16 protein-coding genes and 3 pseudogenes are annotated in these 21,670 nt (G+C 61.3%); 6 read left to right on the forward strand and 13 right to left on the reverse strand.

Annotation, left to right across the window (positions count from 1 at the left end):
• Position 1: 1 nt before the first annotated feature.
• On the reverse strand, positions 2 to 1,792 hold the full coding sequence (locus ACQKIK_RS10035) for an acyl-CoA dehydrogenase C-terminal domain-containing protein (protein ID WP_499135789.1): 1,791 nt from the start codon (positions 1,790 to 1,792) through the stop codon (positions 2 to 4).
• A 2-nt stretch (positions 1,793 to 1,794) separates the two neighbouring features.
• Positions 1,795 to 3,033: a 3-hydroxyacyl-CoA dehydrogenase gene (locus tag ACQKIK_RS10040; RefSeq protein WP_499135790.1), complete on the reverse strand. Its 1,239-nt coding sequence runs from the start codon at positions 3,031 to 3,033 to the stop codon at positions 1,795 to 1,797.
• A gap of 102 nt (positions 3,034 to 3,135) precedes the next feature.
• Between ACQKIK_RS10040 and ACQKIK_RS10045 the strand changes: the two genes are divergently transcribed.
• Positions 3,136 to 4,050 carry a LysR family transcriptional regulator gene (locus ACQKIK_RS10045; protein ID WP_499135792.1) on the forward strand — a complete coding sequence of 305 codons (915 nt, stop codon included), beginning with the start codon at positions 3,136 to 3,138 and terminating at the stop codon, positions 4,048 to 4,050.
• Positions 4,051 to 4,470: 420 nt separating this feature from the next.
• Here the strand turns inward: ACQKIK_RS10045 and ACQKIK_RS10050 are convergent, their stop codons facing one another.
• Complete coding sequence (locus ACQKIK_RS10050) at positions 4,471 to 5,421, reverse strand: alpha/beta fold hydrolase (RefSeq protein WP_499135793.1); 951 nt, start codon at positions 5,419 to 5,421, stop codon at positions 4,471 to 4,473.
• Positions 5,422 to 6,075: 654 nt separating this feature from the next.
• Between ACQKIK_RS10050 and ACQKIK_RS10055 the strand changes: the two genes are divergently transcribed.
• Positions 6,076 to 6,288, forward strand: a complete 213-nt coding sequence (locus tag ACQKIK_RS10055) for a cold-shock protein (protein ID WP_003281102.1) — start codon at positions 6,076 to 6,078, stop codon at positions 6,286 to 6,288.
• Between the two features lie 1,173 nt (positions 6,289 to 7,461).
• Here the strand turns inward: ACQKIK_RS10055 and ACQKIK_RS10060 are convergent.
• From ACQKIK_RS10060 to ACQKIK_RS10075, 4 genes are all read right to left on the reverse strand, one after another.
• The gene (locus ACQKIK_RS10060) at positions 7,462 to 8,049 is read right to left on the reverse strand and encodes a histidine phosphatase family protein (protein WP_499135794.1); all 588 of its coding nucleotides are present in this window, start codon (positions 8,047 to 8,049) and stop codon (positions 7,462 to 7,464) included.
• Between the two features lie 132 nt (positions 8,050 to 8,181).
• The gene (locus ACQKIK_RS10065) at positions 8,182 to 8,604 is read right to left on the reverse strand and encodes an HPF/RaiA family ribosome-associated protein (protein ID WP_045423360.1); all 423 of its coding nucleotides are present in this window, start codon (positions 8,602 to 8,604) and stop codon (positions 8,182 to 8,184) included.
• Positions 8,605 to 8,779: 175 nt separating this feature from the next.
• Complete coding sequence (locus tag ACQKIK_RS10070; protein WP_499135795.1) at positions 8,780 to 10,087, reverse strand: NTP/NDP exchange transporter; 1,308 nt, start codon at positions 10,085 to 10,087, stop codon at positions 8,780 to 8,782.
• A 34-nt stretch (positions 10,088 to 10,121) separates the two neighbouring features.
• Positions 10,122 to 11,039: an aldo/keto reductase gene (locus tag ACQKIK_RS10075; protein ID WP_499135797.1), complete on the reverse strand. Its 918-nt coding sequence runs from the start codon at positions 11,037 to 11,039 to the stop codon at positions 10,122 to 10,124.
• Positions 11,040 to 11,316: 277 nt separating this feature from the next.
• Between ACQKIK_RS10075 and ACQKIK_RS10080 the strand changes: the two genes are divergently transcribed.
• Positions 11,317 to 11,511: a hypothetical protein gene (locus ACQKIK_RS10080; protein WP_128119842.1), complete on the forward strand. Its 195-nt coding sequence runs from the start codon at positions 11,317 to 11,319 to the stop codon at positions 11,509 to 11,511.
• Between the two features lie 26 nt (positions 11,512 to 11,537).
• Here ACQKIK_RS10080 and ACQKIK_RS10085 read toward each other — a convergent pair whose 3' ends face one another.
• Both ACQKIK_RS10085 and ACQKIK_RS10090 read right to left on the reverse strand, forming a co-directional pair.
• Entirely contained in the window at positions 11,538 to 12,326 is a 789-nt protein-coding gene (locus ACQKIK_RS10085) for a methyl-accepting chemotaxis protein (protein WP_499135905.1), read from the reverse strand.
• A 69-nt stretch (positions 12,327 to 12,395) separates the two neighbouring features.
• Positions 12,396 to 13,172, reverse strand: a pseudogene (locus ACQKIK_RS10090) (MCP four helix bundle domain-containing protein); the annotation flags it as partial.
• 358 nt (positions 13,173 to 13,530) lie between these two features.
• Between ACQKIK_RS10090 and ACQKIK_RS10095 the strand changes: the two are divergent.
• Both ACQKIK_RS10095 and ACQKIK_RS10100 read left to right on the forward strand, forming a co-directional pair.
• Positions 13,531 to 14,685: pseudogene (locus ACQKIK_RS10095) on the forward strand (FIST signal transduction protein); the annotation flags it as partial.
• Positions 14,686 to 15,177: 492 nt separating this feature from the next.
• Positions 15,178 to 15,552 (forward strand): annotated as a pseudogene (locus ACQKIK_RS10100) (methyl-accepting chemotaxis protein); the annotation flags it as partial.
• Positions 15,553 to 15,568: 16 nt separating this feature from the next.
• On the opposite strand, the gene ACQKIK_RS10105 reads toward ACQKIK_RS10100, so the two are convergent.
• Complete coding sequence (locus ACQKIK_RS10105; protein ID WP_499135798.1) at positions 15,569 to 17,494, reverse strand: RecQ family ATP-dependent DNA helicase; 1,926 nt, start codon at positions 17,492 to 17,494, stop codon at positions 15,569 to 15,571.
• A 314-nt stretch (positions 17,495 to 17,808) separates the two neighbouring features.
• Between ACQKIK_RS10105 and ACQKIK_RS10110 the strand changes: the two genes are divergently transcribed.
• Positions 17,809 to 18,057 carry a DUF2790 domain-containing protein gene (locus ACQKIK_RS10110; protein WP_499135799.1) on the forward strand — a complete coding sequence of 83 codons (249 nt, stop codon included), beginning with the start codon at positions 17,809 to 17,811 and terminating at the stop codon, positions 18,055 to 18,057.
• Positions 18,058 to 18,144: 87 nt separating this feature from the next.
• On the opposite strand, the gene ACQKIK_RS10115 is transcribed toward ACQKIK_RS10110, so the two are convergent.
• The 3 genes from ACQKIK_RS10115 to hslO all read right to left on the reverse strand — a co-directional run bounded on the left by ACQKIK_RS10115 (position 18,145) and on the right by hslO (position 21,593).
• Entirely contained in the window at positions 18,145 to 18,747 is a 603-nt protein-coding gene (locus ACQKIK_RS10115; RefSeq protein ID WP_499135800.1) for a nitroreductase family protein, read from the reverse strand.
• 255 nt (positions 18,748 to 19,002) lie between these two features.
• The gene (locus tag ACQKIK_RS10120; protein ID WP_045423348.1) at positions 19,003 to 20,544 is read right to left on the reverse strand and encodes a phosphoenolpyruvate carboxykinase; all 1,542 of its coding nucleotides are present in this window, start codon (positions 20,542 to 20,544) and stop codon (positions 19,003 to 19,005) included.
• Between the two features lie 155 nt (positions 20,545 to 20,699).
• Positions 20,700 to 21,593 carry an Hsp33 family molecular chaperone HslO gene (hslO, locus tag ACQKIK_RS10125; protein ID WP_499135801.1) on the reverse strand — a complete coding sequence of 298 codons (894 nt, stop codon included), beginning with the start codon at positions 21,591 to 21,593 and terminating at the stop codon, positions 20,700 to 20,702.
• Between the last annotated feature and the right edge of the window lie 77 nt (positions 21,594 to 21,670).

Below are 21,670 nucleotides of genomic sequence, written 5' to 3' on the forward strand. Positions count from 1 at the left end.
CTCAAAACGCGAAATCGCTGTCCGGCAACGCCATCAAACACGCGGCGCCGCCCTGGATCGCTTCCCGATGCGCACTGGCCCGTGGCAACACACGGCGCAAATAGAAGTCCGCACTGGCCAGCTTGGCCTGGTAGAACGCCTCCTCCCCTGCCCCCTGCTCCAGCGCATCCTGCGCGCGAGCCGCCGCCTGCAGCCACAAGCCCGCCAACAAGACATAGGCCGAGTACTGCAGAAAATCCACCGACACCGCGCCGATCTCCTGCGGATCACGGCCGGTCGCCGCAATAATCTCGGCACTCAGCTCGCGCCATTCGCCGATGCGTGCCTGCACCTTGCTGGCCATTTCATGCAGTGCCGGGCGGTCGATCTGCCGATCACACACCTCGCTGAATTCCGCCTGCAGCGCCGACAGTTCTGCCCCGCCGTCGCCCAGCAGCTTGCGGCGGATGTAGTCCAGCGCCTGGATGCCGTTAGTGCCCTCATAGAGCTGAGTGATGCGGCTGTCGCGCATCAGCTGCTCCATGCCCCATTCGCGGATATAACCGTGGCCGCCGTAGACCTGCACGCCCAGGCTCGCGACTTCTTGGCCCATGTCGGTGAAGAAGGCTTTGACGATTGGGATCAGCAACGCAGCGCGCTTGCTCGCCGCCTTGCGGTAACTCGGCTCGGGATGGCCGTGTTCGAGATCCAGTTGCCGGGCGCAATAGGCCGCCAGCATGCGGCTGCCTTCGACCAGGGTTTTCTGCGTGAGCAGCATGCGGCGCACGTCCGGGTGAACGATGATCGGGTCAGCCACCTTGTCCGGGTGCTGCGCGCCAGCCAGTCCGCGCGATTGCAGGCGTTCGCGGGCATAGGCCAGCGATCCCTGATAGGCCTGCTCGGCGATGCCCAGGCCTTGCAGCCCGACCTGAAAACGCGCGTCATTCATCATGGTGAACATGCACGCCAGGCCCTGGTTGGGCTCGCCGACGACCCAGCCGGTGGCGCCATCGAAGTTCATCACGCAGGTGGCCGCGCCCTTGATGCCCATCTTGTGCTCGACGGCACCGCAGGACAGCGCGTTGCGAACGCCCGGCGTGCCATCGGCATTTGCGATGAACTTGGACACCAGCAGCAGGCTGATGCCTTTAACACCGGCCGGTGCATCCGGCAGGCGCGCCAGCACCAGATGCACGATGTTCTCGCTCATGTCGTGCTCGCCGCCGGAGATGAATATCTTGCTGCCGCTAACCTTGTAGCTGCCGTCCGCCTGGGGTTCGGCCCGGGTGCGCAGTAGCGCCAGGTCGGTGCCAGCCTGCGGCTCGGTGAGGCACATGGTGCCGCTCCAACTGCCGCTGACCAGTTTCTCCAGATAGGCATTTTTCAGCTCATCGCTGCCGTGCTTATACAGCGCCAGCACCGCGCCCTCGGTGAGGCCCGAGTAGATGCGGAAGGACAGCGAGGCCCCCATCAGCATCTCGTGGAAATTGCAGGCCACCAATTGCGGGAAGCCCTGGCCGCCGTACTCGGTCGGCCCGGTCATGCTCGCCCAGCCGTTGTCGACGTACTGTTTGTAGGCCTCGACGAAACCCTGCGGCGTGCGGACTTCACCGTTTTCCAGGGTCACGCCTTCTTCATCGCTGTTGCGATTGAGCGGTGCGATCTCGCCGCCAGTGTAGCGCGCCGCTTCTTCCAGCACGCCGTCGATCAGCTCGCGGTCCAGGCCGTTGCCGAGCAACTCGCAATGGCCGGTGGCGTCGAACAGCTCGTGCAGCACGAAACGCATGTCACGCAGGGGAGCCTTGTATTCCATGCTCAAGCCTCCTTCTTGTGGTCGGAGAAACGACCGCCAAGGGTAGCCAGGCTGTCGATCAGCTCGGCAGGCTTCCAATGCTCGCCGTGCTGCTCGGCCAGGGCATTCAGGCGATCACGAATGGCCGGCAGGCCCTGACTATCGGCCCAGGTCATCGGCCCGCCGACTTCAGCCGGGAAGCCGTAGCCATTGAGATAGACAGTGTCGATGTCGGTACTGGACTCGGCCATGCCTTCCTGCAGGATCTTCGCACCCTCGTTGACGAGTGCCAGCAGGCAGCGCTCGAGGATTTCCTCACTGCCAATCTCGCGACGCTCATAGCCGAGCCGCTCGGACTCACGCTGCACCAGCGCGTCGACCTCAGGATCGTGCTCGGCCTGGCGACTGCCCTCGGCGTAGCGGTAGTAGCCCATGCGTGACTTCTGGCCAAAGCGTCCGAGTTCGCAGAGGCGATTATCGACCTGTACCTCCGCCTCGTCCTGCCCTTTGCCCGCCAGTTCACGGGCGCGCCACTCCAGATCGATACCGACCACGTCATACATACGGAACGGGCCCATGGCAAAACCGAAGCCTTGCAGCGCGGCGTCCACCTGATGCGGATAGGCACCTTCGAGCAGCATCATCCGCGCCTCACGGACGTAGGTGGCGAGCATGCGGTTGCCGATGAAGCCCGGGCAGTTTCCAGCGACCACGCTTACTTTGCCCATGCGCTTGCCGAGCTCGGTGGACGCCTCCAGCACCGCTTTCGAAGTCTTCGCCCCACGGACAATTTCCAGCAGTTTCATGATGTGCGCCGGGCTGAAGAAGTGCAGCCCCACGACCTGTTCCGGGCGGCCGGTGACAGCAGCGATGGCGTCGATGTCCAGCGCTGAGGTGTTGCTGGCGAGGATGCCGGTCGGCTTCACGATGCCGTCCAGCTCGCGGAAGATCTTCTGCTTCAGCTCGAGGTTTTCGTAGACCGCCTCGATCACCAGATCCACATCAGCCAGCGCCTGATAATCGGCTGCTTTGCTGATGCAGGCTCGTCGTGCGGCCGCTTGAGCTTCGTCGATGCGACCCTGGCGCACGTTGTGCGCATAGGTATCAGCCACCACGCCCAGTGCCTGCTCGAGCATCTCGGGATTGTTGTCCAACCACAGCACCTGCACGCCGGCGTTGGCCAGGCTCATGACGATACCGCGGCCCATGGTGCCCGCGCCGATCACGGCGGCGGTCTGGATATCGAAGCGGGTTTGGCTCATTGCAGCTGTCCTCGTCGCAGGGCGGAAAAAACTGGAGACCAACCATAGACGAAGACGCTACTATTTTTGAAATTTAGTCTTGTGATGTTTCAGATTCATCAGATGAATATCTACAACTTCGATCTCAATCTCCTCCGCGTGCTAGACGCCCTGCTGCGTGAGCGCAACGTTTCCCGTGCCGCCGAGCGGCTGTCACTCAGCCAACCGGCGGTCAGTAATGCGCTCAATCGCTTGCGTGAATTGCTCGATGATCCGCTGCTGGTTCGCGTGGGCCGGGCCATGCAGCCCACCCCGCGAGCACTGAGCCTGGAAGCGCCGATTCGCGATGCGCTGCAGCAGATCGAGCACACGCTCAATGCCGGGGACTTCTTCGACCCGGCCACCAGCCGCCAGCGTTTCGTCATCGCCGTGACCGACTACGTTGAGCTGATCTGCATGCCAGCGCTGATGGCGCACCTGACCCAGGTCGCACCGGGCGTGCAGCTCGCAATCCGACACCTGACCCCGAGCCTGCCGGCCGAAGCGTTGGATAATGGCGAACTGGATCTGGTGCTGGGTCGTTTCGTTGAGGTGCCGACGCGCTTTCACACGCGTCGCTGGGCCAGCGAGACCCTGCAGGTCGCCATACGCAGGGGCCATCCGCTGGTTGGCGAGACGCTCAACCTCGATGGTTTTTTGCGCCTTCGCCACCTCTGGGTGCATGGCGGGCAAACGCGCGGAATGGTCGATCAATGGCTGGAGGAACAAGGGTTGAGCCGGGACGTTGTGTATACCACCCCGAACTACCTTCAAGCTGCGCATATCGTCGCCAACAGCGATCTGGCCGCCGTACTGCCAACGCAGCTGGCTCGCTATTTCGCGGAGCTGCTCCCGCTGCAGCTATTCGACCTTCCCTTCGATCTCGGCAGCTTTCGGTTGGATATCGTCAGCGTCGCCCAGCGTGAACGGGATGCAGCTTTGCAATGGCTGATCGAGCAGATCGTAGCGGTGGGTGAAAATCACAGCCTGCAGCGCTAAGGCAGGTCAGCGCTGTTCGAACCGGGGCCACTTAAGGCGTCGGCAGGTCTCCGTAGAAATGCCCGCCAGTTTTCATAGGCAACAAAAAACCCGCCGAAGCGGGTTTTTCCTGACCATCCGAATCCTTCCGGTTGCCGTCCTGGCGATGGTCGATCTTCCTTGATCCTGAGCGCGTCCTGCGCTTCAGAGCTGGGCATAGATTAGTCATTCGACTGAATCAGCTAAAGAGCCAAAGGCTGGGATCCTTGTAAGCATTTCGCCATTCGGGAACAAACGCATCGTTTCGAGGTATCGCCTGTCTCTGAGTTTGTCGCCTTCCCCCCACTGCCGCATTGGCGGATGCAGACGCAAATACGCAACGTGGCTTTTGTCGGACCGGGACGCCGAGCGGTCCCGTGTCATGAGTGCTCGGCGGGCCGATTACTTCCGAAGGAAGGCCAGCAGATCCTGATTCAGTCGCTCCTTGTGCGTGTCGGTCAGGCCATGCGGTGCGCCTGGATAGATGATCAGCTCGGCATCCTTGACGATGCTCGCCGAGGCGCGTGCTGAGGTATCGATCGGCACGATCTGATCATCGCCGCCGTGAATCACCAGCGTAGGGACGTCAAATTTGCGCAAGTCTTCGCGGAAATCGGTGGCCGAGAAGGCTGCGATGGAATCGTAAGTGTTCTTGTGCCCGGCCTGCATGCCCTGCACCCAGAACGACTGGATAAGACCTTGAGAAGGCGTCGCATCTGGCCGGTTGTAGCCAAAGAACGGGCCGGAGGCGATATCCAGATAAAGCTGGGAGCGATTGTCCAGCGAAGCCTGGCGAAGCCCGTCGAACACCTCCAGCGGCACCCCATCGGGGTTGCTCTCGGTCTTGAGCATCAACGGCGGCACCGAGGCGACCAGCACCGCTTTCTTTACCCGAGCCGTGCCGTGGCGACCAATATAGCGGGCCACTTCACCGCCTCCTGTTGAAAAGCCGATCAGCGTCGCGTCCTTCAGACCCAGCGCTTCGAGGACTGCCGCGAGATCATCCGCGTAATGGTCCATGTCGTTGCCGTCCCAAGGCTGGCTGGAGCGGCCGTGTCCGCGGCGGTCATGAGCGACGACGCGATAGCCCTTCGACGCCAGGAACATCATCTGCGACTCCCAGCTGTCCGAGTTCAGCGGCCAGCCGTGGCTGAAGGTAACGACCTGCCCATCACGCGGGCCCCAGTCCTTGTAGTAGAGGCTTACACCGTCTTTCGTGGTGACATAGCTTTCGGAGCGTTCGCTCCCCAGCGTTGCAGCTGAGCGGGTATCGCCAGCTTGAGCAGCTTGTGCTGTGACAGCGGTGGCCAGCGTAAGGGCGGCGAGAGTCAGTGCGCGGTTCAGTGTGCTCATGATCATTTCCTCGATAGGTTAAAGGCTTGCCCGTCCGGCGATGTGTGCCGGCCGATGAAGCTATGTTGCCCATCTGCTGAAACCGAATGGGTTCAAAAAGTCTTGGAAATGATTCAGATCGTCTAATACGAGAGATAGAGCCTGTGAAGACCGCAGGGGACGCTTGCAGAGGCCTGCTAGTCGGGGAAGGGGACGATCGCGCTACGGTGCGACTTCTCTGTAGCCTCCTTAGCAACACAGGCAGAACGCCCTGGACAGGGCTGATCGTTGCTCAGGATGCGGTCTTGGTAGATCACTCGATAATGCGAAAACCAGACGGAGCCCGGTGCATATATGCGCGCCGAAAAACCTAAAGAACGAGTGATTAATGTCGGGCTTATTTATCAAGCAGCTAGGTCAAATAATTTAGTTGGAAATGAACAAATTGCACCGACTATTCACTTCAGTTAATCAGCTGAATATCAATCTAAATAAACAAAAGCTGTACTTATATTTTTATCTGCGTATATTCGTGACCACTGCTTCGCAATTAACACTTCGACACCCGGCATGATGTTTCTCTGTTTCATCTCCTCGGTTCGTTTTGCTTCTCGCTTCTCAGTCTCGGCGCCGAACGCTTCAGCGCTGCAGCCTTAAAACACCTGGGAGATACTCATGTCTACTCGTCAAAATGGCACAGTTAAATGGTTCAACGATGAAAAAGGTTTCGGCTTCATTACGCCGACCGACGGCAGCGAAGACCTGTTCGTTCATTATCGTTCGATCGAAAGCGCAGGTTTCAAAAGCCTGAGCGAAGGCCAAGCTGTTTCTTTCATGGCTACTAAAGGCCAGAAAGGAATGCAGGCTGATCAGGTTCAAGTCTCCTAAGACGCCTGATTAAAAAAAGCCCCGCTTCGGCGGGGCTTTTTTTCGTCCGAATTATTTAATTCACGCATAGAAGTTAGTCGACCAGATATTCGTTCGATCACGCATTGTCATCTCCTGGCAGACAAAACATGAGGCAATCGGTCATCGGGACGGGACGGGACGGCGAAAGCTCCGCGCTGAAAAATCAAAAACCCGCCGAAGCGGGTTTTTTCTGGCCTGTCCGAGTCCTTGCGAGCGCCATCCGGGGCGAGAGCCGATCATCCTGATCCTGAGCGCGTCCTGCGCTTCAGAGTGAGGGCAGAATAACCGGGGACGAAGCAGTCCCTGAATAGCGATACCCCTGCGCCGGATGTAAGCCGTGACCCTAGATCAGCTTGAGACATGACCAGAGCCGCACGCTAAAAAGTGCCTTCAGATTCGTCGAAACCCACGCCACCCCTACCGTTGCGCTGTAGGCGCGTTCAACGACCGGGCGGATCGCACGCCAAGCGAGTCGTTTAGCCCGAACGGCGCGCATGTCAGCCTAAGAATTGTCGCGCCGGAGCCTGTGCATGGCATCAGTGCTTGCTCATATCGAACGCCGGTCCGATAGGCAGGCCTCGAATGCATGCCTCGAAACAGCCTAATGGTCGTAGTCTTGACCAGCTCGCGTGGCCTCGCTGCATGCGGCACATCTTTCGGATACGGGCTACGCGATAGGGCTTGCCGCTTGCTCCATCGAAACCGCCCTGTGATCGAGCGAGCCGGCGCCCCCTGGGCGGGGTGCAGAAAAGCAAAAACCCGCCGAAGCGGGTTTTTTCTGACCTTTCCGAATCCGTTCGAGCGCCTTCCTGGCCATGGTCGATCGTCCTGATCCTGAGCGCATCCTGCGCTTCAGAGTGGGCATAGATTAATTACTTCAGCCCCGAAGCTGAAGCGGCGATCTGCGCAGGTTGTTGTAAGCCTTTCGCTATTGGTGCATAACCGCTCGGACACCGAAGCCATTGCGGAGCAACCCGGCCAGATCCGACAACCGCGCTAATTGTCGCGGTTAATACTGCAAAAAAGCGCTGAATAGCAGCTATCTCTCAGCTTAACGCATCGATCAACACGCTGATTTAGCTGTGGTCTGCCTGTAAGCAACGGGTCGCTTCGAGAACCGCCCTATAGCCCTACGTTTTGCCAGTATTACTCCTATCGGCTTTCGGTTTCGCAACTCGAGGCCGACTTGCGGTATCGACTCGGATGCCAGTAACCCGACAGCAGTGGTAGCGGCGGTCCGTGCCAACCGCGGCGTCGCAGCTGCGTGGCGATTAGCGCATTCATGATCTTGTGCCCCATCAACAACACGCTGCCATGGGTTTCTGCCAGTTCGATGAGCTTGTCTGCAGCCGCACTGGCCCGTCGCTTTGATTCGCTGACCGGTTCGGTGTGACGCGCGAAACCGAGAAACCAGGCTGTCCGAAAAGTGATGCGCCAGACACGCGAAGGCATCAACGGATACGCCCAGTCGGGATAAGGCAGGTGCGCCTCGGCGAACAACGGGTCGGGCTGGTGCAGGCATTGGCAGTTCAGGTGCTCGCGCGACTCCACGCAGCGCATCAGCGAGCTGCAAACCACGGTGCCTGCCGCATCGGCGAGTCGCCGCAGGGACTCGGGCCGCTCACCAGCTACGACACTGGCGGCGTTGTACCGCTCGACCCAATCCTTCATGCCGGCCGGCGTGCTCCACGGGTCGGCACTGTGGTCAGGCCGCCCATGACGCACCAGGATGATCTGCATGACGGGGCTACCAGACGGGACGATACTTATTCGAAACGTAACGGCAAAGCCGGTTCCGGGCTGTTCAAAAGATAACGGGACCGATGCGGATACGGGTGGGAAGGCCCTGGTACAAGACCAGGGCCGGACGGCTTACTTATCGAGGGCTTCCTGTTTTTCCAGGAAATCTTCTTCGAGCATCGCATCCTTGACTGCCTGCGGTTGTTCATCAAGCAGCGGATCATTGATCTCACCCCCTGAGAGCACCTTGGTATCCAGCTTGCCCATCAGGTGTTCAAGCGCATGACGCATCTTCTCGACAGCCCCGTCGACCGCAAGCTGCAACGACTCGGCTTTGTGGGTGACCGACACGGCTTGATGCCCCTTAGGGCGCGCTTCTATCTGGCAGCGCTTGTCATCAGCGCCAGCCTTTTGTGCATTCTCGTCGCTGACGTGCACTTCGATGCGAGTGAGGAAATCGTCGAAGCGCTCCAGCCGCTCCTCTACGGTCGAACCGACCCATTCATGCAGCTCGACGCTGCCGGGGATGTGGTGGCTGTTGACTTGGACATGCATACGACTACTCCTGATTGATGACGTACCTACTAGGGTTCGAGGCGTCTGTACCGCCGAGGTTCAGCGGCTTCGTCTGTATGAATTGTCGCCAGACGTTGATTGGCCTCGCCTGACGCAGGTCAGTGAAGCGGCGCGCCGGGTACAGGCGGCGTCTCGCGCTCCTGATCATCAGCCGCTACGCCTCTGTAACTGATGTTATTCGCCCCCGGTTCGCCTGATCGGCCTGCGCACCGAGCCGCCATCCCACCGCACCCCATACCGCCGCACTCACCGCGCCGACCAGGGCAACCAGCCAGACACCGTGGCCGAGGCTGTCGAGAAGAGCTTTGGCCCAGCCGCTCAGAGCATCACCACCGCGATAAACGACCGTATCGATGAAATTCTTCGCCTTGTATTTGCTCTCGGCATCCAGCGGAGCGAAAAGCATCTCCCGACCCGGGCGGACAAAGGCATACTCGCCGACGCGGCGCACGATCATCACCGCCGCCAGCGCAGCAAAGCTCGGCGCCAGCGCCAGTCCGATGAAACCCAGGCACACCAGCGCCGGTACCGCAGTGAGCAGCACTCTGACCCCTAGACGCTGGGCGATGCGCCCGGTAATGAACAGCTGCGACAGCAACGCGCCAGCCTGGACCACGAAGTCGATTGCCCCGAAGACTCGCACCTGCTCGGCGCGGTCGGGAAACAGCTCGGCTACCAACCGCGCCTGCTCGAAATAGAGGAAGGTACTGGCGGTGGTCAGCAGCAGCACGAAAGCTGCAATGCCCAGCAGGTAGCCCGAACCGAGCACCCTTGTCAGGCCACTGAACGGATTGCCCGCCACCGGCCGTTTTGGACTTTCGGCATGCTCCGCGCCGGGCCTGCCCGCGCCCAACACCTCGCGCCAATCCATCAGGTAATGCTTGATCACCACCGCAGCCGCCAGCAGCAGCGCTGCCAACAACATCAGCCCAAACTGGCCAAGCACGCCCACCAGCAAGGCGCTCATGGCAGGCCCGACCAGCCCGCCGACACTGGCACCAGCGGCGATGAAGGCAAACAGGCGCCGCGCCTGAGGCGCGTCGAACACATCGGCCATCAGACTCCACGCCACCGACACCACGAACAGGTTGTAGACCGAGATCCACACATAGAACACCCGTGCCAGCCAGACGCTGTCGTCGAGCAGGAAGAACAGCGTGGCGAACAGCAACAGGTTGCTGCAGAAGAAGCCGTACACCCAGTCGATGTAATGGATGCGCGCCACCCGCGAGTTGATCCAGGCGAACAGCGGCACGGCGAACAGCATGGAAAAAAAAGTCGCGGTGAACAGCCATTGCAGGTTGTCGACGCCCCCCTGAATCCCCATGGACTCACGAATCGGTCGCAGCATGAAGTAGCCGGAGAACAGGCAGAAGAAAAGGCCGAACCCAGCCAGTGCCGCACTCAGCTCACCGGGACGGGCATTGATCGTAACTGCTGCGCGCGCAGCGAGCGGCTTCATTAATCAGCCTCCGCTGAAGCCTCTCCAACCGGCTTCATTGAAAGGCTTCGACGATCATTTCTCGCTGGCGCGCGTCCGGCAAACGGCCCTGCCCGGCCATGATGTTGTCGGCCATGTAACGCGGATTGGAGGTGGCGGGAATCACCGTGGTCACCGCCGGCTCAGCGAGAATGAACTTGAGCAACAGCTGTGCCCAGGAACTGGCATCGACATCCGACGCCCAAGTCGGCAGTGGCTTGCCCTTGACCCGCGAGAGCAGGTTGCCGCGGGTAAAAGGCCGGTTGATTAGCGTGGCAATGCCGTTATCAGCGCAATACGGCAGCAATCGTTTTTCGGCGTTGCGCTCGCTGACCGAATAGTTGAACTGAACGAAGTCGACCGGCTCCTGCTTGAGCACCTCGAGCAACCGATCATGGGCGGATTCGACATAGTGCGTCACGCCGATATAACGGATGCGCCCCTGTTCCTTGAGCTCGCGCAACAAGCCCAGTTGGGTACGCGTGTCCTGCAGGTTGTGCACTTGAATCAGGTCGATCATGTCGGTCTGCAGCGTCTCGAAACTCTTCTCGATCTGTGCCAAACCACGCTCACGGCCAGTGGCGGAGACCTTGGTCGCGAGGAAAACCTGATCACGCACGTCACGACGCTGGATCAGCTCGCCCACCACGCGATCGGCATTGCCGTAGCTCGGCGCGGTATCGATCACCTTTGCGCCGCCTTCGACGAAGACTCGCAGCACATCCAGCAAGGCCTGCATGTCAGGGTCGTCGACACGGATGTCATGCGTACGCGAGGTGCCCAGCCCGATCACCGTAAGCAATTCGCCGGAGGCAGGGATCGGTCGCACTCGCAACGCTTCGGCGGCTCTTCCCAGCAATGGCAACAGCGGCCCGAGGGTGGCAACAGTGGCTAACAGGGCGGAACGATAGAGCAGCTGACGGCGAGTCTGCATGAGCGGGTCTCCGGGTCGGGCGGTGGCGGCGACGTTGAGTATGGTCGACGCCGCACGACGCACCGGTAGATCCGATGACCAGAGCTTTTCTGTATGTGACAGCGCAGTGAGAGCAGGCCGCCCAAGGTTCGCAGCTTGCAAGAACAGGCAGCCCATCGGCTCGGCCGCGCAGTGGTGGCATTATGATTTCATTTAAGTTCTACTTCGCCGCGCCAAACTGGCAAGCACCGGCTCAACTCGACCCATAAGCTGCGGCTTGCTTCCTATTGAGAGAACGATGCACCCAACCCCTTCACGCCTCAGCGGGCAACCGACCAGCGCAGCGCCACTGAAACAGCGCCGCAGAAGACAGCGTCTGATCAGCCTGGCCTATGCCCTGGGGCTGCTGCTGGTGTTTCTGCTCAGTCTGTTGCTGTTACCGGACGACGCCGGGCTGGGCAAGCTGCTCTGGGGCGCACGCGGCCCCGGCTAGCCGATCGCCACGAAGCACGGGAGCGGTCAGACCTGGAAACGTCCCACCAGAGCAGCCAGACTCTGCGACAGCCCCGACAATTGCTGACTGGCCTGCATGCTTTTCGATGAATTGGCGGCCGCATCATCGGATAGATCTCGGATATCGCTGATGTTGCGGGCAATCTCCTCGGTGACGCTGCTCTGCTCCTCACAGGCCGTGGCAATCTGCGCCGCCATGTCATTGATGCGCTGAACCGACTGCGTCGTATCCGCCAGCACCTGATCGACCCCGGCAGCCCGTTCTACGCTGTCGCGCGCCTTGCTACTGCCGGCATGCATCGCCTGCACGGCCTTGGCGACTCCCCCCTGCAACCGCTCGATGCGTAGCTGAATGTCCTTAGTCGAATCCTGAGTACGGCCCGCCAAAGCTCGCACCTCGTCCGCCACCACGGCGAAACCACGACCCTGCTCGCCGGCACGGGCGGCCTCGATGGCGGCATTCAGCGCCAGCAGGTTGGTCTGCTCGGCAATACCGCGAATCACTTCAAGCACCGCACCAATGCTGGCGGTCTCTTCAGCCAGTGCCTCAATGGTCTGCGAGGTGCTTTCCACTTCCTGAGCCAGCTGACGGATCGACTGGACGGTACTGCTTACCACGGCAGCGCCCTGGCTTGATTGTTGTTGCGCATCACGTGCCGCATCCGAGGCGTTCTGTGCATTCAGCGCGACCTCGTGTACCGCAGCGCTCATTTCCGTGGCAGCCGTGCTGACCTGGTCCACTGCGGCGTGCTCGCTGTTGATCAATTGATCATTGGTCGCCGCCATCCGCGCCATGTCACGTGCAGCCGTATCGACTTCCGCCGTCACCCGACCGACTTCGGCGATCAGTGGTTGCAGCTTGTCGAGAAAGCGATTGAACGCATTGCCGAGCTGGCCCAGCTCGTCAGCCGAGCGAACGTCCAGGCGGGCGCGCAGATCGCCGTCGCCCTCGGCGATCTGCTGCACACGGTCGAGCAGCCGGCGCAGCGGCTTGAGCACCACCAGCGGCAAACCGAGCACCAGCAGCACGCAGCCCAGCAAACCGATCACCAGCAGCGTGCCCTGTTGCGCCTCGGTGCTAGCGCCCTCGGCGATCGCCGCCACGCCGATCGCGTGGGCAGCTTCATCCTCCAGATTGCCGAGCTGATCGATGGCGTCACGCATGCTGTCGAAGCGTGCCTCACTGTCGCCGAAGCTCAACGTGCTGGCCGCCTGCGGGTCAAGGTCGATCTGCTCGATGACCCGCTGCGATACCGCCGACCATTGGGCGAACCCGCGGTTGAATTGCTCGACCAGCGCCATGGCCTCAGGCCCCGGCTGCATCGCCGCATATTTCTGCACCCGGTCGTAGGCCTGCTGAAGATTTTCCGCGTGGCTGGCCTTGAGTGCATCCAGGTGATCCCCCGCATCGCTGTCGAGCAGGCTGCGTTCGGCGACGAAGGCTTGGTAGAGGTCGCGGTCGGCATTGAGCAGCAGGCTGATGGCAGGTAGATGCCGCGACGCGAGCTGCTCGCTGGAATCGGCGACGCGCTCGATGCCGCGTATGCCAAAGACTCCCATCAGCACAAGCAGGATGGCGAGCGCCGCGATGGGCAGGGTGATTTTCCAGCGGAATCCGAGATCGACGAAAAGGCGGGGCATGACAGTGCTCCTTAGCAGGCTTATCCATGGCTATCGGCCGCAATGGCTGCGACAACAGGTCGCCCGTCGACCATTGCACAGCAACCGCAACGTTCCGTTGAGCCAGGTCAACCCGCGAGACAGACGGCCCGGCATTGCCGGAGGCGTGCCACCGGCACCCATCGGTACTTTCGGATGAATGCCAAGGTTGCATGGCGATCTTTCCGCCCGCGGCCGATAACGTGTCGGACGGTGACACCGCCTAGCCGTCTGCAGGCGACCCTGCCGAAGCCGATAACCAAGACAGCCGATCAGCGTTTCGACCGGTGCGGGAGCGGGCCGATGTTCCGCTTCGTCCTACCAAGCGCGAGTAATGCCCATGTTTACGCTCTCCCGATTCAAGCCAGGCCACACGCAAACCAACGGAACGGCAAGCTTGCTCTGCTCGGCTCAGCAGCTTGCAGAGCAGCTCGCCGCCCTGCGCTTCAACCCGACCTACATTGCCGGCTTCGTCTCGCCGCATGTAAATCTCGATGAGGTGGCTCGGCAGGTATCGCAGCGCTTTCCGAACGCAACGATCAGCCTGTGTACCACGGCGGGCGAGCTGTCCAGCGAGGGCCAGCGGCTTTACTGTGCGACCGGCGCGCAGTGGGATCGGGTGGTGCTGCAGCTGTTCGACGCCAGTGTCATCGCCGCCGCCGAGATCGTCCGCGTGCCGCTGGAGTGCGAGGACATCCGCGGCGGGGGCCAGCGGCTGTCGATGGGCGAACGCATCGCGCGCCTCACGGCGTCAATCAAACGCGTGCAGGTGTCGATGAAGATCGATTACCGCGACACCTTGGCAAACATTTTCTTCGATGGTCTCTCCGCGTCTGAATCCTTCTTCATGGAAGCGCTGTACGAGTCCGGGCGTTTTCCCTGCCTGTTCGTCGGCGGCTCCGCCGGTGGCAAGCTGGATTTTCAGAAGACTCAACTGCATGACGGCAAGCGCAGCTACCAGAACCATGCGCTGATCGTCTTCCTCAAATGCGCGCCGGACGTGCGCTTCGGCGTGTTCAAGAGCCAGAACTTCGAGCCCACCCCACTCAGCCTGAGCGTGCTCAGCGCCTCCCTGGAAGATCGCTACATCAGCCAGGTGGTCGACGCTCGCGGCAACATCCGGACGATGGTGCAGGCCCTTTGCGAGGCGCTCAAATGCGCGCCGCGGGAACTGGAGCAGCGGCTCTCGGACTACTCCTTCGCCATCCGTGTCGGCGAGGAGGTGTTCGTCCGCTCGATCTCGCAGATTGACTTCGCCAACGAGCGCGTGCACCTGTTCTGCGACGTCGCGCCCGGTGAGGAGCTGATCATGGTCAAGCGCACGCCGCTGGCCGAAACCACCCGCCGCGACTACCAGAAGTTCATGCAGAACAAGCCAGGAAAGCCATTGGTGGGCATCCTCAACGACTGCATCCTGCGCCGGCTGAACAACGAGCAGGCACTGGGCGGCATGGACCCAGTATTCGATGACGTCCCCGTGGCCGGCTACTCGACCTTCGGCGAGATCCTTGGCCTCAACCTCAACCAGACCCTGACCGCGGTGTTCTTCTTCCGCACCAACGGCAAGGATGAGTTCCACGACGAATACACCGACAACTTCATCGCCTACCACGGCGAGTTCAAGGCGTTCTTCCTGCGCCGGCAGATCAAGAAGCTGACCGGCCTGAGCCAGGTGGTGGTCAAGCAGATCGAACAGTTCAAGCGCCAGGACTACAGCAGCGCGGTGGACATCAACGGCCTCGACGAACATATCCGCCCGGTGTTCCGCGGCCTGGCCGACCTTGGCCAGGTGCTGTCCCAGGCTGATCATGAGCGGCAGTCCATGTCCGAGCAGCTGAGCCAGTGCGCCAACGAGCTGCACGGGTCGATGGACGACCTGACGCTGAACATCAACCAGCAGGGCACGGTCATCGAACAGGCTGGCAGCTCGGTCAAGCAGATGGTCCACCAGGCCGACGAGGTAGTCAGCAGCGCCCGCGATCTGGCGCAGTCGAGCCAGCGCATCCAGTCGGTGGTGCAGACCATCCAGCAAATCGCCGGGCAGACCAACCTGCTGGCGCTCAACGCGGCGATCGAGGCAGCGCGCGCCGGCGAGCAAGGCCGCGGGTTCGCGGTGGTCGCCGACGAGGTACGCAAGCTGGCCGAGATCACCGGCAAGAACGCCGAGGAAATCGGCACCGACATCGACCGCCTGGCCAGCGAGATTCGCGCGGTCGCGCAGCATATCGAGACCCAGTCGGCGGGTGTCGGCTCGCTCACCGGGCTGCTCGATGCGCTGGAAAATTCGAGCAACCTCACCGCCGGCACCTCACGCCAGACCAAGGGTGTCGCCGACCGGCTGATTGGCCTGACCGCGCGCTGAGGCGCTTCGCCGGTGGTTAGCGCGTCAGGCGCGCGCGAACCTCAGCGTAGGGATAGGCCTCCAGCGAGGCGAAACCGGGGATCTGCCGCGCCTTGAGTTTGGTGAACACTGGCACGCTGATACCGCAGAGAAAGCGCGTCAGGCATTCGGCGCTGGGCGCATCGCCCTTGAGCTGCGCGTAGCGCTGACTGAATTCGGCGCAGCGGGCGCCGACCTCCATCTCGCCCAGCGGCGCTAATGGCGGCGGTTCCGGCAATTTCGCGACCTGTCCGTTGCAGACAGAGCAATGCCCGCAGTGCTGCGGCGCCTGCAAGTCACCGAAATACCCGGCCAACCGCTGGCTCAGGCATTCGCTGGATTCGAACAGCGCCAGCATGTTGTCGATGCGGGTGATCTCGCTCGCTTCGTGCTGCTTGAAGTATTCATGCAGCTCGATGCTCAAGCCCTCTGCGTCGAAATTCGGATCGAGCAGCGCATAGACGTCGGTCATCTGCTTGCTCTCCAGCTCGATCCAGCCCTTCTCCTGGAAGTACTCCAGCGCCTTGACGACCCGGCTACGGTCGGCGCCGTGTTGCTGATAGAGCGCGTCGAAATCCAGCGTGCACCAGGTCCTTGCCCGCGCCGAGGTGTGCACGATGGCCTCGACGAACTGGCGCCGCTCGCCTTCGAATTCCGCCACCAGCACCTTAGGTTCGAGCAGGTACTTGAAGCGGTACTCGGCGAAATAAGCGAAACGTGGCGCGATGATGCCGCGCAGCTCCAGCTGTACCAGCAAGGTCTTCAGCGGCAACTGGCGGATGTTGCTCTGGTCCGACAGCTGGTTGAGCATCAGCTCCCACTGTCCGCCTGAGCCCGCCTGCAGCAGCTCGTCGAGCACGCAGCGGATGCCCTCGCGTTCCGGCGTGTCGCCATAGACGAAATTCTGCAGCACGCTGAGGCTGTCACGATTGGCCAGCACCAGGCAGTCCGATGGCTTGCCATCGCGGCCGGCACGGCCGATCTCCTGGCTGTAGTTCTCCACCGACTTGGGCAGGTCGTAGTGCACCACGTTGCGGATGTCCGCCTTGTCGATGCCCATACCAAAGGCAATGGTGGCGACGATGCAGTTCAGCTCGCCAGCCATGAAGCGACCCTGGATCGACTCGCGCGCCTCATGCGCCATGCCGGCGTGATAAGCGCTGGCCGGAAAGCCTCGCTGCGCCAGATGCTCGGCGACCTGCTCGGCGGTCTTCTGCTGGGTGACGTAGACGATGGTGGGCTGCCCAGTCTTGTCCTCTAGCCATTCGACCAGCCGGCGCTGCTTGTGGAAACCGCTGACCGGCTCTACCAGCAGATTGAGATTGGGCCGGTAGAAGCCGGTAGTCACCACATCATCCGCGGCGATGGCGAATTTGGCCTGCATGTCGGCGATCACCGGCGGCGTCGCCGTCGCGGTCAGCAGCAGCACCTGGGGAATATTGAACTGGCGCTGATAGTCGGGAAGCTTGAGGTAATCTGGACGGAAGTTGTGCCCCCACTCGGAAATGCAGTGCGCTTCATCGACGACCAGCAGCGAGATCGGCACCTGGCTGATGAAGTTACGGAAACGCTCGTTCTTCAACCGCTCCACCGAAATCATCAGGATCTTCAGTTCGCCGGACTTGGCCCGCGTCATGGTCTCGCTGGCCTGCTCGCGACTTTGCGCCGAATCGATGCTGGCCGCCGCGATGCCGTGCCGATGCAGGAACGCCAGTTGATCCTGCATCAACGCCAGCAGCGGCGAGACGACCAAAGTGAGATGCGGCAACAGCAGCGCCGGCAGCTGATAACACAAGGACTTGCCCGACCCGGTGGGAAAGATCGCCGCCGCCGAGCGCCCGGCCACCACGGCGCGAATGGCCTGCTCCTGGCCGGGACGGAAGCCGTCATAGCCGAATGTCTGTTTAAGCGTCTGTTCGATCATGCTGAGTCACTCCTTTGACTGGAGGCCGGAGGGTAGCAAAAGGAGGGAGACGGTACTGCAAAGCGGCGGGAGGGTAACGGTCAGCCGTCTGGAAAGCGCATCGAGCCGGCCCTACGAGGAACGCAGAACAGACAACAAGCGAAACGGCCAGGTTATTCGGTCAATCGCCTGGATTGGAATCGGCAATTATCGTTAGCAAGCTAGCAAATTTACGATGGCCGGGCTCCTGAAAAACAAGCATAAGCGCCGCCGGATCAGGTGATCCCGCCCGCGAACAGGAACGGACCTACGAACCAGATACAGGATCTCCTGCCATGCGCGTTACCCTTGCTACTGCTGCCCTACTCCTCTCGGCCGCCTCGCTTGCCCATGCCGACAGCGGCGAACCCGAACCTTACACCTACGGCTCCCGACTCGATATTGCCTCGGTGCTTTCCATCAAGATCGAGCCGACACCCTGTTGCGAGGTGACAGATGCCGTCATGACTTATCGGGATTCTGCCGGAGAAGTCCGTAGGCTCGCCTACCGAACGCTTGCCGACAGCTGCAAGAACCAGAACTGACCAGCTACAGTTCCGAACTGGCAGACGCCGATCCGCCTTCAGGCCGATCGGCGCGCTTCGCATCAGACGTAAGCTTGTCCGAGACGATCAGAAACGATTGCGGATGACCACTTCCTCAAGCGGCAGCTTGCCAACACGTGGCTTAGGATCGGCAGCCCGCTTGCCCACCGCGACCATCATCGCGATCACATGGTTGGCCGGCAGGTTGATCAGCTTAGCCACGGCGTCGAAGTCGAAGCCATCCATCGGACAGGAATCCAGGCCTTTTCCACGTGCAGCAAGCATCAGGGTTTGGGCCATCAGGCCGCAGCTGCGCATGGCTTCGTCACGCTGTACTTGGGGCTTGTCGCGGTAGTAGTTGTCGATGGCGCCTGCCATGTAGTCCTGCACTTCGGCCGGAGCACCGTCCCAGACGCGACGGACATTCTTTTCCCAGCTATCGACCTGAGCGCAGACCACCACCAGCATCGAGGCATCGGTCATCTGCGCCTGGTTCCAGCCCACCTCGCGAATCTGCGCGCGCAGTTGCGGATCACTCACCTCAACGAAGCGCACGTGCTGCAGGTTGAAGGCGGACGGGGCTAGGAGTGCCAGTTGCAGCAGCTCGTCCTTTTCTTCACGGCTGAGCTCAAAGCTGGCGTCATAGGCCTTGACGGCGCGGCGGGTCTGGATGGCTTCTTCGATCTGCATGATGTGGCTCCAATAGGGTTTAAACGTGGCCGTTATGCTATGCGCCAACATGCATCGAATCCATCCATGTTGGTTGATGGAAGTTATCAACCGAACCGATGAAGGGTTCGGGTAATGCCTCGCGGTTAGGGACCGCCGCGTTCGCAGCCAACGCGTCAAGGGCGACTGACGCCCATCGGCCATACCGAACTGGCAGAAAGACGCCCACGAAAAAGCCGCCCTAAGGCGGCTTTTTCCATGGCTTAGCGCTACAGCTTAGAGCTGCGGGCCAGCGGCCTTGATGGCGTCAGAGACGTCGAACTTCTTGAAGTTCTCGACGAACTTGTTCGCCAGCTCCTTCGCGGCCTCGTCGTAGGCATTGGCATCGGACCAAGTGTTGCGTGGGTTAAGCAGCTGGGTGTCGACACCAGCGACGGCCTTCGGCACGTCGAGGTTGATGATCGGCAGATGCTCGGTTTCGGCACCGACCAACGCACCGCTCTGGATCGCAGCGATCACGGCACGAGTGGTTGGAATGTTGAAACGCTTGCCGACGCCGTAGCCACCACCGGTCCAGCCGGTGTTGACCAGATAGACCTTGGAACCGAACGCCTGGATGCGCTTGATCAGCAGCTCGGCATAGACGCCGGCCGGCCGTGGGAAGAACGGCGCGCCGAAGCAGGTGGAGAAGGTCGACTTGATGCCGCTGCCCGAACCCATTTCGGTGGAACCCACCAGTGCGGTGTAGCCGGAGAGGAAGTGGTAAGCCGCCTGCTCTTCGTTAAGGATCGAAACCGGAGGCAGAACACCGGTCAGGTCGCAAGTCAGGAAGATCACCGCGTTCGGCTCGCCGCCAAGGTTCTTCTCGGAACGCTTCTCGACGTATTCCAGCGGGTAGGCGGCGCGGCTGTTCTGGGTCAGGCTGTCATCGGTGTAGTCGGCGGCGCGCTCGCCGTTCAGTACGACGTTTTCCAGCACGGTGCCGAACTGAATGGCTTTCCAGATGACCGGCTCGTTCTTCTCGGACAGGTCGATGCACTTGGCGTAGCAACCGCCTTCGATATTGAACACCACGCCGGTGCCCCAGCCGTGCTCGTCGTCGCCGATCAGATGACGCGATTCGTCTGCCGACAAGGTGGTCTTGCCAGTGCCGGAGAGACCGAAGAACAGCGTCACGTCGCCATCGTCGCCAATGTTGGCGGCGCAGTGCATCGGCAGTACGTCTTTTTCCGGCAGCAGGAAGTTCTGCACCGAGAACATGGCCTTCTTCATCTCACCGGCGTAGCGCATGCCGGCGATCAGCACTTTCTTGGCAGCGAAGTTGATGATTACGCAGCCATCGGAATTGGTGCCGTCACGTTCGGGCACGCACTCGAAGTTCGCCACGTTGAGTACCTTCCACTCCTCCTTGCCGGCCGGGTTGTAGGTTTCCGGGTTGATGAACAGTTGGCGACCGAACAGGTTCTGCCAAGCGGTGGCGGTGGTCATCTTGACCGGCAGGTAGTGATCCTCGGCGGAGCCAACATGCACGTGAGAAACGAAGAAGTCCTGGTCGCGGTTGAACGCCTCGACGCGATCCCACAGCGCGTCGAACTTGTCGGCCGGGAACGGACGGTTGATCGGCCCCCAGGCAATGGAGGCCCGGGTGCTGGGCTCCTCGACTATATAGCGGTCAGCTGGCGAACGACCGGTCCGGTGGCCGGTTTTCACGACGAGCGCGCCAGTGGCGGCCAATTCACCTTCACCGCGCTTGATGGCTTCTTCGACCAGTTGAGCGGTGCTGATGTCGATGTATACGGCGTTAGTGGCTTGCGTCATGAGTTTCCCGTCGGCCCTGGGCCGATTCCTCCATGCTTTGAAGCCCACAGAGTAGTGGACTACACCGAAAAAAAGTGCGCGCGATTATGACAGAAATGACGCTGCGCTGGGTATGAGGGCGTGATGGCGAAAAGGTTCCTAGGCCCGGAAAGCCTTCAATGCCGCGTGCCGGATGGACCTTCCGTTCCCGCACCGGCAAAAAGCTGGGCGATGTCGGCCGCGTCGAAGCGGTAGCTATGATTGCAGAATTGGCAATCGATGGTGATGGCCCCGCCCTGCTCCGTCAGCAGCAGTTCGGCGTCGTGCTGGCCGAGACTGACGACTGCATTGGCCGAGCGTTCACGCGAGCAGCTGCAACGGAACACGATCGGCCGTGGGTCGAACAGCCGAACCTGCTCTTCATGATAAAGACGATGCAGGATGGTCTGGGTATCGAGCCCCAGCAACTCTTCGGTCGACAGGGTATCGGCCAGGGTGCGCAGGTGTTGCCAGCTGGCTTCGCGCTCTTCGCCGTCACGGATGCGATCAGCTGGCAGCTGCTGCAACAACATCCCGCAAGCACGGCGGCCATCAGCGGCTAGCCAGAAGCGCGTCGGCAGTTGCTCGGAGGAGGCGAAATAGCTCGACAGACTTTCTGCCAGAGTCGCCCCGTCCAGGGCAACGATGCCCTGATAACGCTGGCCGTTGGCCGGGTCGATGGTCATGGCCAGCACGCCATCGGGCATCAGCTCGGACAAGGTCGCGCCGGCCGTCAGCTGTGCTTCGTCATAACGGGCAATGCCACGCACTTCGCGATCACTCGAACATTCGACCATCAGCAGCGGTACCGCGCCGGCCGAGCGCGCCTGCAAGACCATCAGGCCGTCGAACTTCAAGGTGCCGACCAGCAACGCCGCTGCCGCCAGCAGCTCACCGAGCAGTTGGGCGACGGGCTCCGGATACGCATGCTTAGCCAGCACCTCGGCATAGCTGCGCTCCAGCCCGACCCATTCGCCACGCACGTCGGTGTCATCGAAGAGAAAGCGTTGGGTGTAATCGGAATCGAGCATGGGCATGACCAGAGCAGAGGGCAATCGGGTTGGCGATCAAGACAGACTCAGCGGAACCGCAAAGCCTGACCGGCGCC

The sequence above is a fragment of the Pseudomonas sp. NPDC047961 genome, assembly GCF_050272435.1.
Lineage (GTDB): Bacteria > Pseudomonadota > Gammaproteobacteria > Pseudomonadales > Pseudomonadaceae > Stutzerimonas.